18 protein-coding genes are annotated in these 13,638 nt (G+C 46.2%); 8 read left to right on the plus strand and 10 right to left on the minus strand.

The features are described from left to right. Positions 1–11: 11 nt before the first annotated feature. The 3 genes from QT992_RS26185 to QT992_RS26195 all read right to left on the minus strand — a co-directional run bounded on the left by QT992_RS26185 (position 12) and on the right by QT992_RS26195 (position 2,422). Positions 12–662, minus strand: coding sequence for a hypothetical protein (locus QT992_RS26185; protein WP_333342123.1), 651 nt, complete (start codon positions 660–662; stop codon positions 12–14). Continuing rightward, positions 655–1,209, minus strand: a complete 555-nt coding sequence (locus QT992_RS26190; RefSeq protein WP_333342121.1) for an Npun_F5560 family protein — start codon at positions 1,207–1,209, stop codon at positions 655–657. Before QT992_RS26190 ends, QT992_RS26185 begins: the two co-directional genes overlap by 8 nt. 601 nt (positions 1,210–1,810) lie before the next feature. Further along, complete coding sequence (locus QT992_RS26195) at positions 1,811–2,422, minus strand: class II aldolase/adducin family protein (protein ID WP_333342119.1); 612 nt, start codon at positions 2,420–2,422, stop codon at positions 1,811–1,813. Between the two features lie 838 nt (positions 2,423–3,260). Here QT992_RS26195 and QT992_RS26200 point away from each other — a divergent pair. Then, positions 3,261–3,422, plus strand: coding sequence for a hypothetical protein (locus tag QT992_RS26200; RefSeq protein ID WP_333342117.1), 162 nt, complete (start codon positions 3,261–3,263; stop codon positions 3,420–3,422). Here QT992_RS26200 and QT992_RS26205 read toward each other — a convergent pair. From QT992_RS26205 to psbN, 4 genes are all read right to left on the minus strand, one after another. After that, the gene (locus QT992_RS26205; protein ID WP_333342115.1) at positions 3,419–4,342 is read right to left on the minus strand and encodes a hypothetical protein; all 924 of its coding nucleotides are present in this window, start codon (positions 4,340–4,342) and stop codon (positions 3,419–3,421) included. The genes QT992_RS26200 and QT992_RS26205 overlap by 4 nt on opposite strands. Positions 4,343–4,976: 634 nt before the next feature. Then, the gene (locus QT992_RS26210; RefSeq protein WP_333141908.1) at positions 4,977–5,888 is read right to left on the minus strand and encodes an MBL fold metallo-hydrolase; all 912 of its coding nucleotides are present in this window, start codon (positions 5,886–5,888) and stop codon (positions 4,977–4,979) included. A 1-nt stretch (position 5,889) separates the two neighbouring features. After that, the gene (aroC, locus tag QT992_RS26215; protein ID WP_190659307.1) at positions 5,890–6,990 is read right to left on the minus strand and encodes a chorismate synthase; all 1,101 of its coding nucleotides are present in this window, start codon (positions 6,988–6,990) and stop codon (positions 5,890–5,892) included. Between the two features lie 244 nt (positions 6,991–7,234). Further along, a complete protein-coding gene (gene psbN / locus QT992_RS26220) occupies positions 7,235–7,366 on the minus strand; it encodes a photosystem II reaction center protein PsbN (protein ID WP_190742515.1) in 132 nt (43 codons plus the stop codon). 212 nt (positions 7,367–7,578) lie between these two features. Here psbN and psbH point away from each other — a divergent pair, with 212 nt between their 5' ends. The 6 genes from psbH (at position 7,579) to QT992_RS26250 (ending at position 10,044) form a co-directional block, all read left to right on the plus strand. Then, the gene (gene psbH / locus QT992_RS26225; RefSeq protein ID WP_015176007.1) at positions 7,579–7,782 is read left to right on the plus strand and encodes a photosystem II reaction center phosphoprotein PsbH; all 204 of its coding nucleotides are present in this window, start codon (positions 7,579–7,581) and stop codon (positions 7,780–7,782) included. Positions 7,783–7,933: 151 nt separating this feature from the next. Continuing rightward, entirely contained in the window at positions 7,934–8,194 is a 261-nt protein-coding gene (locus QT992_RS26230; RefSeq protein WP_333198802.1) for a TatA/E family twin arginine-targeting protein translocase, read from the plus strand. Next, positions 8,195–8,857 (plus strand): aminoacyl-tRNA hydrolase, encoded by a 663-nt coding sequence (pth, locus tag QT992_RS26235; protein ID WP_333342112.1) that lies wholly within the window; start codon positions 8,195–8,197, stop codon positions 8,855–8,857. After that, positions 8,854–9,120 carry a DUF3146 family protein gene (locus QT992_RS26240; RefSeq protein WP_332958583.1) on the plus strand — a complete coding sequence of 89 codons (267 nt, stop codon included), beginning with the start codon at positions 8,854–8,856 and terminating at the stop codon, positions 9,118–9,120. Before pth ends, QT992_RS26240 begins: the two co-directional genes overlap by 4 nt. Positions 9,121–9,230: 110 nt before the next feature. Next, positions 9,231–9,599, plus strand: a complete 369-nt coding sequence (locus QT992_RS26245) for a type II toxin-antitoxin system RelE/ParE family toxin (protein ID WP_333321676.1) — start codon at positions 9,231–9,233, stop codon at positions 9,597–9,599. Positions 9,600–9,714: 115 nt separating this feature from the next. Then, positions 9,715–10,044 (plus strand): helix-turn-helix transcriptional regulator, encoded by a 330-nt coding sequence (locus QT992_RS26250; RefSeq protein ID WP_333321675.1) that lies wholly within the window; start codon positions 9,715–9,717, stop codon positions 10,042–10,044. Here the strand turns inward: QT992_RS26250 and QT992_RS26255 are convergent. Beyond that, positions 10,006–10,326, minus strand: a complete 321-nt coding sequence (locus QT992_RS26255; protein WP_333342110.1) for an S-layer protein — start codon at positions 10,324–10,326, stop codon at positions 10,006–10,008. The genes QT992_RS26250 and QT992_RS26255 overlap by 39 nt on opposite strands. Positions 10,327–10,382: 56 nt before the next feature. Between QT992_RS26255 and QT992_RS26260 the strand changes: the two genes are divergently transcribed. Next, positions 10,383–12,167, plus strand: a complete 1,785-nt coding sequence (locus QT992_RS26260) for a bifunctional serine/threonine-protein kinase/formylglycine-generating enzyme family protein (protein ID WP_333342107.1) — start codon at positions 10,383–10,385, stop codon at positions 12,165–12,167. 302 nt (positions 12,168–12,469) lie between these two features. Here the strand turns inward: QT992_RS26260 and QT992_RS26265 are convergent, their stop codons facing one another. Together QT992_RS26265 and QT992_RS26270 are read right to left on the minus strand one after the other, a co-directional pair. Then, positions 12,470–12,937 carry a hypothetical protein gene (locus QT992_RS26265; RefSeq protein WP_333342105.1) on the minus strand — a complete coding sequence of 156 codons (468 nt, stop codon included), beginning with the start codon at positions 12,935–12,937 and terminating at the stop codon, positions 12,470–12,472. Further along, positions 12,934–13,443 carry a hypothetical protein gene (locus tag QT992_RS26270; protein ID WP_333141916.1) on the minus strand — a complete coding sequence of 170 codons (510 nt, stop codon included), beginning with the start codon at positions 13,441–13,443 and terminating at the stop codon, positions 12,934–12,936. The genes QT992_RS26265 and QT992_RS26270 overlap by 4 nt, the downstream gene beginning before the upstream one ends. Positions 13,444–13,638 lie beyond the last annotated feature (195 nt).

The following is a 13,638-nucleotide window of genomic DNA, read 5'->3' on the forward strand; positions in this document are numbered from 1 at the left end:
TCCAATAGACTTCAAGCAACCGCAGAGCTAATTTCAATATCATAAATAGGTTGATTTGTCAAGCAATACCAATGACAAAGAAATAAATCCGGCACTTGAACGCCGACAGAAGCGATCGCAGGTGCAGCCGGAAAAGGCCAAAGTCGATCGAAACAAATCCTTTCCCCTACAAACCCGAACTGCATCAAATAAGTCGCTGGCGGCGCATTTAAAAGATTCAGCAAGCGGTAAGCCAACTCATACAACTGCTGTCGCCAAACATCCGACAAATGCACCGGTTGAGAGTAACTCAACTCGCCAGACTGCTTAGAAGGTTCCCCACCGATCGCCTCAGCATACAGTGGGCCCTTTGCCGTCAACACCACAGGCAGCCAAAAATTGCCACCGCCGACGGGAAAAAGCAACTCCTGGGACACTCGATCGCGCGCCGCCGAAACATTGCTACAAAATCGAAACACATCTTGAGCCGGAAAAACCAGATTTTCTGGCACATCCAGCGTCAAAGGACAAAAGATCGCCCCACCCAGAGCGATCGCGCCAGAATGGAGTTCAGAAACCCCACAGATATTGACTTCAGTTAAAGGATCAGATTGAGCGATCGCCGCCTTGAGACTTGCGGCCGCACTTTGCTCACCACCCGCGACAATCAAAACCTTAGACATTGCCAAAGCTCGGCATTTGAATTCCCCGATCGTCCGTTTCATCGACGCTGGGCAGATCCAGGCCCTTAGCCTTGCGACTCCGCACAGCGAGACGGTAAGTTACGCTTTGCAATTCAGTGTGCAACTGGCGGTTTTCCTTTTGCAATTGCTCCAACTTTTCCTTAATCGGATCGAGCCGCTCGGCAAACTTCTGGCGGTAAACCCCCGGCAATTCCTGAACCACCTGTTCTAGCATCCGAGAGCGATCCGTCAATTCTTGCACCGACTGTCGCAGTTGGTAAACCTCAGCATCCCGTTCGGCGATTTGTTCCTGATAAAAACTCACCTGTTCTTCAACAGCTTGGAGTTGTTCCCGCATTGCCTGCATTTGAGCTTGGTGGCGATCGGAAGCTTCCGGCGCTGGCACAAAATTAGAATTGCCCTTCACCAGCCTGAAAAGTTCTTGAGACAACTGCTGCACCAATTGGTCGCGCATTTGCAGCTCTTCGGTGAGACGAGATACCTCTGATTGCAGTTCTTTTGAGCTTACAAGTTTAGTTTGATTCATAAAAATGCTCCTCGGTAAGTGGGAAAATCAGAGGCTTGAGCCCTGAGAGGTAAATAACACGGGCGGTTTCAATATATTCGACGGAGTTTATCCTGAGCGAAGCCGAAGGGCGAGCGTGACCACCGCCTTGAATCCGCTTTCCCCTCCGGCGAGGGGTAGAGGGGTATAATTACCCCTCTGTGGAGATATGGTTATCTCCGGCTCCCTTTCGGGGTAATGTTCGCTTCGCCAATGTTATAAGAGCTTGTTAAGCTTGCAGCACTGCCGAGCGTGACCTTAAGGCTGTTTAACTACAAGCGACAGAGCGGAAAACTAGCGTCGCATTCAAGGAGTGTCGTGACCCAAATAACGTAGACCTCTAAAGTCTTAGGCTGGTCAGTACAGCTTGCTCAATCAGTCGCGACCAAGCTCAGTCCCTTTAGGGCTGGGTTACTGACAATGACTCTCAGCTTTTACGATTGAATATAGTATATATCTGCTCTTTAGGATATCTTTCCATTAGCACAGAGGCAAGAGGCACTTGGCAATTTTTGAGCTGGTTGCGAGAGTTTGATGCTCGATCTTTACCACAACCCAGGCGATGGATCAACCGTTCGAGAGATCAACGCTCAACTCCAATCTCATTAATCGCAGCAGAAAGCACTTGGCCAGCTTCGTCCACGGTGCTGCCAAAACAGATAATGCCGTCCTCGTGACCGGCCATCGCCAGAATTTTGCGATCGGCCAAATTCTCCTCCTCAAAAAGTCTAAACATTTCTAAGGCCATCTGGGGAGTGCCGTAAGGTATTTCTTTTCTAGTAGTAGGAATCTTAAACAGCAGTTGCTGCCATAGCTTAGGATTGTGGACGTGAATAATCCCGCCCACCTCCTCTCTCTGAAGGTACAGGGCCCCGTGAGTCAGGGACTCCGACGAAGCTTGTACGGGGCCCCGGCAGCCGAGGAAATTTTGTTCTAAGTTAAATTCGGTAACAGTACAGTAGAATTCTGGTCCCAGAGTTTTCAAGTGTGCAGTCTGGGTTCCCGAAATCACGAATTGGCCTGAATTGCCGAGTCTGACGCTGACGTTGCCAAACCCTATGCCATTTTCGTAGACGCCAATTAATCCCCAAGAGTGGAGCCGATCGCGCCAGTCCATCAAATCTGCTATGTTCCGGGCAGCTACAGGGTCTGCTTCTTCCCAGTCACAGCGGTACTTAACGACTCCTTCATCCATTTTTTTGTTTTATCGGACACGACTCTGACACGACAGACATGGCCCAAGCTGAGACTTAATCGAAGTTGTCAAGAAGTTGTCAAACAGCTTTTTTTGCCTGCTGCCTTATGTCTCGGTGCATAAGTGCCTTAACTAATCTACATTCCAGTGTCGCCGTAATTAGCGACCGACATTAGCAAAAAGTAAGCTAGGAAAGAAGAACCAATTATTCCCAAAATCATGATTTAGCCTCTAGGTGATTACAAAAGTTCAATGTGAAAATGTATCCTTTCTGTCGGGGAGTTTGATTCTAGGCTTTTGCCCGATCGAGTTTCTGATGTGAAACTACATAACATCCCTGAATCGCTTATTGTTCTATACTACAGCATTTCTACTGAGTTGAGTTCTACCTTAAGAAATATTTAAGGATAAAGTACCCTTAATCCGGTAAGTCCGGTAAAAAGCAACCGTAGATTTACTTATTTTTTATAATTGCACATATATTTAAGCAAAAAGCAAGCGGAACACAAAAAAAATATTTTTTAGCCAGTCTGGGACGCACTGGCACAATCTTCGGGTGTTCTAGGTTAGTCAACACCTCTGTCGATCGAGCAATTTTTAGCTCCGGGGCATCCTACAAGCTAAGAAACCGGGTTGAGCGTAATATCATGTCGGGTCAAATCACCGCCACGCCAGCTCGCGTCGGCGGGTTGACCCAAATCTGTAGTAGTAGTATAAGTTATAGATCCCGTAAACCCGCGCCTACCTAGAGGGGGATAGTCGATCGACCGAACCTGATATAAGTCCTATTAACTGAGATGTTGCACCATTCTCAATTAGTTTTTTATGAACAGGCAAGATGCCTGTTCCACAAAATATAAATTTTCTTGTGGAACAGGCATCTTGCCTGTTGCTGACAATGGTGCAAGATATCAGATTAAGAAAAAAACAAGCCGATCGAGCAGTGACGGCCCGATCGGCTAAATTTTTCTGTGAAGCGCGATCGCCCGCAGCCCTTTAAATGTGGAAGTGATACAAGATGCTGCCGTCATCTTTAATTTCGCAATTGGCATTAAAGACTTCAGCTTGTTGGTTCAAAAAACGCTGAGCGACATCCGGCGACAGCCGCGTCTCCATCGCAAACCGCACCAGAGTGATTTCGCCCCGGCCTTCTTTGATCAGTCGGTACAAAGCACTTTGGAGCCTTTCGCTCTCTTCTCGCTGAAAAGCTGCTTTGTACCTCCAATCCGCCACCGAAGGAATCAAACCGCGGCTGACCAAAATCGCTAACAGCAAGCCAATTCCCAAAATCAGAGGCACTGTGGGATCGCTCGTGGGCGTCGCCACAATTTGCGGCACTGTAGCGGCGGCCAAACTGCTAACCATTTCTTTTTCCGACGCTTGCGTATCCGCCATTGCAAGCTGAGTTTTGTTGTAAAAGTCTTGCTGAAGCTTCATTTGCTGCAACAGGCGAGCGCGCTCTCTTTCGTATTGGTCGAGTTTTTGCTGAGCTTGTTTCAGGTCTTGAGTGACTTGTGCCAAGCGTTGGTTGAGCGACTGATTGACTGATTGCCACCGATATCTGTTAATCAGGCGGCTTTTTTCAACCATGCCCTTCATCAACATATCCGCCGTTTGGATTGCTTGATCCTGATCGAGCGAGCGATACCCAACCAAAATTTCTAGGGGTTGTTCCGGCTTAGAAATTTTGACACTAGCATTTTGTCGAACTTGCTGGGGCGAGAGCTTAACTGCATCTGCCACTGCTTTGACAACATTATCTGCTAGGAGAACCTCCGGCGTGAGTTGCTCTCCCTGCTTGAGAATTGTCGTGCCCGTGGTCGAAAATTTGACGGGCGGATTATTAGAAGTGAGAGTGCCTTGAGCCATGAATCCGGGGGGCGGGGCGAGGCGGTAGGCCAGGGCGCCTGAAATACCCATAATTACAGCAAAACTGCCTAGGGCAATCCATCTGTATTGATTTGCTGAAGATCTAAAACGTAAATTTCCCATTTTGATAGTCAAGTCATAACATTCGCTTGCCGCAGCTACTGCCAAACGCCAGAGCGATCGTTTATTTCTGGTTAGTCCAATTGACTGCTGAAAATTTTCTCAGTTTGTACCTAAAAGCTATTAGCTTTTGAGAGTTGTCAATATTCATGAGCCCAAAAAACCGATCGCGCTTTTATTTGATCCGAGCTATAACTTCAGTTTTTGTCCTTAATAATTAATCTGTAACAAGGCTTCTGGAAGTCTACTGGCCTGTGACTAGCACTCAGGCGTGCGAGATCCTCGCCTCCCCGTGTTTGTTGACATTCAAAACTGTCTCCTTTTCACCCTGGGCAATCCTCCAATTATCTTACGTCTTGGCGTCTTGCGGACGCGGTTGAAGAATAAAAAAAACCTTAAATACTGTGCCTAAAAACTTAACAAGCAAGAATTATACCATGCAGTTAAGAGTTTGCTGCATATTAAAAAAAATTGTGGATCGGGGCGCGAGACCAGATCCACATATTCACATAACAATTAGGGTTCGATCGGTTGATGGTTCGATCGATCTCACAAGGGCAAATGTTCAGAAGCCGATCGGCAAAATTAGACCCTCGCGGGCCATGACTGCCTTCGGAAAAGCGATTTGCACATCTTCGGCGATCCGATCGAGAAAATCGTCAGTGTGAGCCGGATCGTGGTGAAAAATCACCACTCGTTTCACGCGGGCCTCCTTAGCCATTCTCACCGCTTCCTGCCAAGTCGAGTGTCCCCAACCCACCTTCGGAGACTTGGGGTTGTGGTATTCCTCGTCTGTGTACATCGCATCGTAAATCAGCACATCAGCGTCGAGGGCTAAATTGTAGACATTCTCATCTAGTCGATCGGGAAAATGTTCAGTATCCGAACAATAAACCACAGATCGTCCCTGCCAAGTCACCCGATATCCCATAGCAGTATTGGGGTGATTCAGAGAACCCGTCCTAATCTCAATATCGTCCAGCATCATCGTCTGGTTGTGATTGAGTTCGTAGAAATTCAAATCTGCCTGCAAACCCATCAGCGGTATCGGCGAATTCGAGTGGAGCACCCGTTCTACGAAGTGCCTTTTCATGCAATCTCCATCCGGCGGAGTCGCCCCGTAAATATCAAAGCTATTGCCGCGGATGAAAGCTGGGGCGAACAGCGGGAACCCTTGAATGTGATCCCAGTGATAGTGAGTAAAAAACATATAAGCTTGCACGGGCATTTCTTGCACCAACTGGTCTCCCAGCATCCGCAAGCCTGTTCCGCCGTCAAAAATCAAGCGTTTGCCAGCGACTCGCATTTCCAAACAAGAAGTATTGCCGCCGTAGCGAACAGTTTCCTGTCCGGGTGTCGGAACACTGCCCCGCACGCCCCAGAACTGTACTACAAAATCATCTATACCTTTTATTGATTCGGAGGGTTGAGGGCAATCAACGGGAGTTGCCGCTACTGAGGACAAGCTGATTTCCATTTTAAAATTCAGGCTTTAAGGTTCCACATTGTCCGTGATGGCGCAGCAGATGATCGCACAAAACTAAAGCTACCATCGCTTCCACCATTGGCACAGCTCTTGGCAAAACGCAAGGGTCATGCCGTCCCTTGGCAGCCAGCAGCGTTTCTTCGCCTTCTCGGGTAACTGTGCGCTGCTGCTGGCGAATTGTCGCAGTCGGCTTGAATGCCGCCCGCAAAATGATATTTTCGCCGTTAGCAATGCCACCCTGAATTCCGCCAGAGCGATTCGTCACTGTACGAATTACACCCTTATCATCAGTATAGTATTCATCATTATGTTCGCTGCCCTTGAGCAGAGTCCCAGCAAACCCCGAACCAATTTCAAAGCCTTTGCTGGCGGGCAAGGACATGATGGCTTTGGCCAAGTCGGCTTCGAGTTTGTCGAATACGGGCATTCCCAGCCCTTTGGGTACGTTGCGGGCGACGCATTCGACTACACCGCCGATCGAATCTCCGCTGTCGCGAACTTTTTCGATCAGTTCAATCATTCTTTCGGCACATTCGGCATCTGGACAGCGGACGATATTGCTTTCTACTTGTTCTAAGGTAACAGTGTCCGGGTCGGCGACACATTCTAAGTCTTTGATGCGTTTGACGTAGCCGACTATTTCGACTCCTGCTGCTTGTTTGAGAATTTTTTTAGCGATCGCCCCTGCTGCTACTCTACCTATTGTCTCTCTCGCCGAACTGCGACCTCCGCCTTGCCAGTTACGAATTCCGTACTTGGCATCGTAGGTAGCATCAGCGTGGGAAGGGCGGTAAGTTGTCGCCATTTCGCCGTAATCTTGGGGGCGAGTGTCTTGATTGCGGACTAAAATTGCGATCGGCGTTCCCAAAGTTTTGCCTTCAAACACCCCCGACAGAATTTCGCAGGTATCTGCTTCTTTGCGAGGTGTCGTAATTTTGCTTTGGCCAGGGCGGCGGCGATCGAGTTCGGCTTGAATTTCCGATGCGTCGATCGACACCAGGGGCGGGCAACCATCAATTACGACTCCCACACCGCCGCCGTGAGATTCCCCAAATGTCGATATCCGAAATAAATGCCCAAAGGTATTGCCCATTATGCTTTGCCCTGAAACTTGATAATTTTTAGCTTAAATGGAATAGAGATTTACTGTATTTATGAAAAATATACCATTGACGAGTAGGCGACAGGCGATCGCCCCACAGCATCACTCCCTTCCCACCCCTAGAAGAATATCTACCAGGGAGAGAGGGAGAGACAGAGAATAGGAGATATCTGGAAACACACTTAAATTCATCCGTGTATCCGTGTCCGAATCCGTGTTGTGCCTTCCTTCTTCTTTAGTCTTCGTGTTCTTCAAAAGGATCTCTCAATTCCTTAGCGGGAGGGCCGAAAGCCGTGTAGATCGAGAATCCGGTGATTGCCACCAGACACACGCCCAGTGAAATGCCAAGAACTGCTGCAGGTTCCATATTTTTGATCGATTATGAGTGCTCCACTCTATAATATTACAAAAAATAACAATCCGTCTGAAAGTCTCGTGATTTTAGGCGCTGTACGGTATGGCAGCCAACCGCCACTCCCCGTTTTCCGAGTCCCCCTGCAGCATTTCTGAGAAATTGCGATCGCAATTAGCGGTAGAAATATGTCAAACTTTTCTGTAGAGATTCATTGCAGGTGACTTATGGCACAACGGACTTGGTTAGGAGATATACTCAAACCCCTTAACTCGGAATACGGCAAGGTAGCCCCCGGCTGGGGAACCACGCTATTGATGAGCGTGTTCATTGGACTGTTTTTCGTGTTCTTGTTGATTATTTTGCAAATCTACAACTCTTCTCTGATTCTGGAGAGTGTGGATATGGATTGGTCGAGCCTAGGCCGCTAAAAATTGATCGCAAAACAGTAAGGCTAAAAGTAAAAGCTTAGGGTTTAGGAGAAAGGGCAAAAGCTAAGTTTTCCCGTTTTTCCTTACCCTTTCCGATTACTTTTGCCATAAATAAACAAGAAGTAACTAAACAAATTGCTGGAGAAAAACCATGAATATTTTTGGCATTGGTTTGCCCGAAATGGCCGTTATTTTTACGATCGCCCTATTGGTATTTGGCCCGAAAAAATTACCTGAAATCGGCCGGAGTATGGGGAAAGCAATTCGGGGCTTTCAAGATGCTTCGCGGGATTTTGAGTCGGAATTCACGCGGGAAGCTAAGCAGTTAGAAGAAGCAGTAGCAACTAGCAGCAAACCGGCAACTGAAAAACTCACGGCGGCTACTCCCAAGGAAGATAGCACAGACAGTTAAATGAACAACACTCAGAAGTCGGAAACACCAGCGGAGTTAGTGATTCCCCAGTTAATAGTTGGCTTGGGAAATCCCGAACCTAAATACGATCGCACCCGACACAACATCGGCTTTAATGCTGTCGATGCCTTGGCTAAATCTTGGCAGATTTCCCTGTCGGAAAATCGCAAATTTCAAGGCATATTTGGCGAGGGAAACCGGCTGCGGGGACAAAAAATCCGCTTGCTGAAACCTCTAACTTACATGAATCTGTCGGGTCAAGCGATTCGGGCGGCGACGGATTGGTACAAAATACCTGCGGAGTCGGTGTTAATAGTATACGATGATATGGATTTGCCGATCGGGAAATTGAGAATGCGGCTTGCCGGTTCTGCCGGCGGACACAACGGCATGAAATCGACAATTTCTCATTTGGGCACAGACAAATTTCCCCGCTTGCGGATTGGCATCGGCAAACCTCAAAACGATGCTGCTAAAAATGAGAAAGATACGATTTCCTTCGTTTTAGGAAAATTTTCCTCAGAGGAAAGTCAGTTAGTAGAGAAAGTGCTTAAACTGGTTGTAGAAGCTGTGGAACTAAGTCTGCACCAAGGAGTAGAAAAAGCCATGAGCCTTTACAATAGTCGCACAATTGCAGAAACAAACGCGGAAACAAAAAGGTGAGTTCGAGACGTTTGCCCGAAACAACTGCATATGTCCGGGTTACTGGCCAATCTTGGCAAAAAGGCACGATAGAGGGTGAAGTGACTGCCGGCAATTTTGAATGGCAGTTTCAGTGGCGTTTCACGTCAGAAAAAACACTGATTCTTGAGCCTTCTCAGGGTAGGGCATTGATTCAGGAACCGCTGCACCGTTTTCTGGAAAAATGGGATTATCAGCTTGAACCGGGCGGGGATTATTCGTTTACGGTTCGGGCTGAGTTTTAATATTGATATTTATTTGAGAATAACTCTTGACACATTATGCTAAATCTAGCATAATAAAAGTATAGCTCTAAAAAGAAATCGGTGTATGAGAAAAAAAATGTACGGTAAACATGACACAAATATCACTCAAAACTGTTGTATGGATGGGAAGCTCTCTGAAAGATTTTAGAGAATTTCCTGAAGAGGTACATGACATCATGGGCTATGCTCTATATCTAGCACAAACAGGAGATAAATACGAATCTGCTAAACCTCTCAAAGGATTTGGAAGTGCCAAAGTTTTGGAAATTACCGATGACCATGATGGGGATACCTATAGAGCCGTTTACACGGTAAAATTTGCAGATACAGTGTATGTTTTGCACGCTTTTCAGAAAAAGTCAAAAAAAGGAATTGCTACACCACAACAGGATATTACGTTAATCCAAGAAAGGCTAAAACGAGCTCAAGAGCATTACGAAGAGTTCAAGAGTAAGTAAAAATGAAACTAGTAGTGATAAGATGTGCTTATTTTTCTAAATAAGGTGGAAATATACGGCTTTTTATCACTACTTTTTCAGGAATAACTAAGACTAGGTAAAAAAGGGGGAAATCATGAGTAAGGAGATGGATATTCAAGTTAGTAGTGGTAATATATTTGCGGATTTGGGTATGCCTAATGCGGATGAAATGCTCATGAAGGCTGAACTGGTGCGCCAGATAAATCAGATAATTACTCAAAGGAAACTGAATCAACTTCAAGCAGCAGAAGTATTAGGAATTGACCAGCCCAAAGTTTCAGCTTTGATGAGAGGGAAACTGACAGGTTTTTCTACAGAAAGGTTGTTTCGGTTTTTAAATGCTTTAGGGTGCGATGTGCAAATTGTGGTGAAGCCAAAGCTAAAATCACCTGCGATTCCTGGAATTAGTGTTGTCAGTATCTGATGTCGGAAACACAGGCGGGGTTGCTTCTCGGTAAGCGCCGCAATAATACATGGTCAAAACAGCTTTGTAAGCCCAGTGATTTGATGGCACATCCGTAAAAGGATTTGCCAAAGTTTCAGCCCGATTGATCGCGCAAGCATTGAGAATTTGTTCTCGCATTAGCTGCACTTGAACTAAAGAGTTATTTTGCTTTATTTGTGCAGGATTTTGCGCCTGTGCGGGAGATGAACAACAGGCACTAACTAGCAGTACAATTGTGGAAACGATTCTGAGTTTAAGCATCTCATTACTTTTTGTGCGACAATATATCCTAACTTCCACTGCATTCCCTGAAAACTATGCTGGGTCGTACCCTCCGCAATCATTATCAAATTATCAAATTCTTGGGGAAAGGCGGTTTTGGCCACACCTACCTAGCCAAAGATTTAGACCTACCCGGACATCCCCAGTGCGTTGTCAAACATCTTAAACCGAAAAACGCTGACCCTGGCCTTTTGCTAATGGCCAAACGCTTATTCGATAAAGAAGCCCAAACCCTGCATAAATTGGGTAAGCTACACGACCAAATCCCCAGCCTTTTCGCCCACTTTGAGGAAAAGGGCAAATTTTATTTGGTGCAAGATTTTATCGAAGGACATGACCTTACCAAAGAACTGATTCTAGGTAAAAAATCAAGCGAATCCCATACTATTAAATTATTGCACGATATCTTAGAAGTTTTAGCCATTGTTCATCAGCAAAAGGTGATTCATCGCGATCTTAAACCTGATAATTTAATGCGTCGCCAAGATGGTAAAATTATCTTGATTGATTTCGGGGCGGTCAAGGAAATTGGCACGATGGTTGTTAATGCTCAAGGACAAACTAGCTTCACCGTTGGCATTGGTACTTCGGGTTATATGCCCAGCGAACAAGCGAACGGCAAACCTAAACTGTGTAGCGATATTTATGCAGTGGGGATGATTGGGATTCAAGCATTAACGGGTGAACATCCTGTTAATTTACCAGAAGATCAACAGACAGGGGAAGTGGTTTGGCGAAATCAGGCACAAGTTAGTAATAATTTAGCGAATGTTTTAGATAAAATGGTGCGTGACCGTTTTAGTCAGCGTTATCAAAATGCAGGGGAAGCTTTGCAAGCACTTTTATCTTTATCTCCACCACCGGCGACACCAACTCCTGCGCCGCCACCACCTGTTCCCCCGACAATCATTTCAACTAATACGACAAGGCGAGGTTTATTACAATTAGCGGGTTTTGCTGGGGGAGGATTTGTATTAGCCCTGCTGAGTCAAAATTTGTTGAACAACAAATCTTCCTCTGATTTTGAAACGGTGACAGTCAACTCAACGGGACAAATTACCAACCACAGTCAACGACAAGCACGGGTTTTTACAGATAATCTCGCTGATGGCATCACTATAGACATGGTAGCAATTCCAGGTGGCAGTTTCGTGATGGGTTCCCCCAGTACGGAAGCAGAACGAGATAACGATGAAGGGCCACAGCATAATGTGAATATCTCTCCTTTTTTTATGGGTAAATATGAAGTCACTCAAGCACAATACGAAGCGGTGATGGGAAACAACCCATCTGATTCTGATTTCAAAGGTGCGAAACGTCCAGTAGAAAATGTAAATTGGGATGAGGCTGTAGAATTCTGCCGTAAACTTACTCAAAAAACAGGGAAGACTTATCGCTTACCATCGGAAGCGGAATGGGAATATGCTTGTCGCGCTGGAACTACAACACCTTTCCATTTTGGTGACACAATTACGCCAGATTTAGTTAATTATAATAGCATTTATCCCTACGGTGCTGCACCGAAGGGACTTTATCGTCAACAAACAACAGATGTCGGGAGTTTTCCGCCGAATGCTTTTGGTTTATACGATATGCACGGCAATGTTTGGGAATGGTGCAGCGATAAATGGCACGATAATTATAACGGCGCACCGACTGACGGAAGTTCTTGGGAAACCGGAACAGATAATAACCGAGTGCGGCGTGGTGGTTCCTGGAACAACAATGCGGTCACTTGCCGTGGTGCCTTTCGTGGCTGGGATTCGGCGGTCGATAGTGCCTCGAGCGTCGGTTTTCGCGTGGCTGTGGCTTCTGCGTAGTCTCCGTTTCTGTGGTGTGTCTCCCGCGAGGGCTCTTCTTTGCTCTTTTGCTCTTTTGCTCTTTACTCTTTTGTCTTTTTCACTTTTTTGGTCGCCTCTGGTGACTCGATTTATTTTTGGCACTCGTGGATGCACTCCCGACAAAGAAACCGGGTTTTTTACTTAATCTGTGGAGTACAGCGAAGGATATCCTCAAAAAACCCGGTTTCTGGCCACCTGTGCGTAAGTTCTGTTTGGGAAAATCACTGTCATTGTGTCAATGCTTTCTGTATAGACAAGTCTGCTGAAATAGTCTGGTTTATTTACGGAGGAGTTGGTGCTGATTTAGGATGGGTTCCCGCGTAATAAACAAGCACCTTGCGTTTGTGTTCATCCGGTACATAAAATACTCTGTCTGAACTTGTTACTTCATATTCCCACGCACCTTGATAAAGTTTGCCTTTTAACGGAAAAACTCTCCTCGGTTTTCTCACCATCGGGCTAGTACATAAATCTTGATAGCAGCGACGAGCATTTTCAGGGACACGTAACAATAAAGCTTCCCACTCCCGGTTAACCCGTCGGTTTTTTGCTACTACTAACCAGGGCGATTCAGGCAATTGCGCGATAATTTCGGCTGCATTTTCTTGAGTAGATAGGGATGTTCGGGGTGCTGTAAGTGCTTCTTCAGGCGAGATTACCAACTCGGAAAGCACGGGTACAGGTGCGGAAAGTTCTTCAGAGGAAACCCCGCTTTCTGAATCGTCTGGAGTGGGTGGAGTGTGCGTCATACCTGAGTCGATTCAGTAGTGCTTTCTATTTGAGGTGGTGTCAGCAAAACTTCGTCAATTTCATCGCTGAAAGCTGCTGCGAGTTCCGGGCTAGAAATTGCTTTAGCGCTTTCATGCCATTCATGAATTACAATCTCAATCTGATTCCACGCGCCAGATTCCGACTCAGCCAGTCGGTAAGCTTTTTCTAATTCAGCAATCAATTCGCTGAGTTCATCTGAGTCAAATGCTGTCAGCCAGTGATAGGGATTTTCTGAACTAATCGCTTCTCCCAATCGCAGCCGGTAAGCAGCGGCAGTCACTTCAAATACAGTCAAAGAAAGCGTCGCAGCTTTGACCCACAACGTCATCTCTTCCCGGCGCAGTAAAGCAAAATGCTGGTCGTTGCGAGTGATAGTGACAGGGTGCTCCATCGCCAAATCTAGAACTCGATTCGGTTGCTGGTTCAATTCTGTTGCGGTAATTAATTCATCGCCGTAAACAAAGCGCGAAGATTCACTTAGCATGGTTTTTGCGTCTGTATGAATTCAGTATAACACAATTAACATCAATAATAAATGATTTTGGTTAGCGATAGCAAGGCTGATGCACTTAAAGAGCTATTCTGATAAGTTAAGGTTAGTGGTAAGGAATGAGAATTAAATAACTTCCACTCTTGAAAGTGGGATGGGCGTCCCGCCCGTCCAAAAAGGACGGGCGGG

This window comes from Microcoleus sp. T3_D1 (assembly GCF_036700405.1).
Taxonomy (GTDB): Bacteria; Cyanobacteriota; Cyanobacteriia; order Cyanobacteriales; family Microcoleaceae; genus Microcoleus.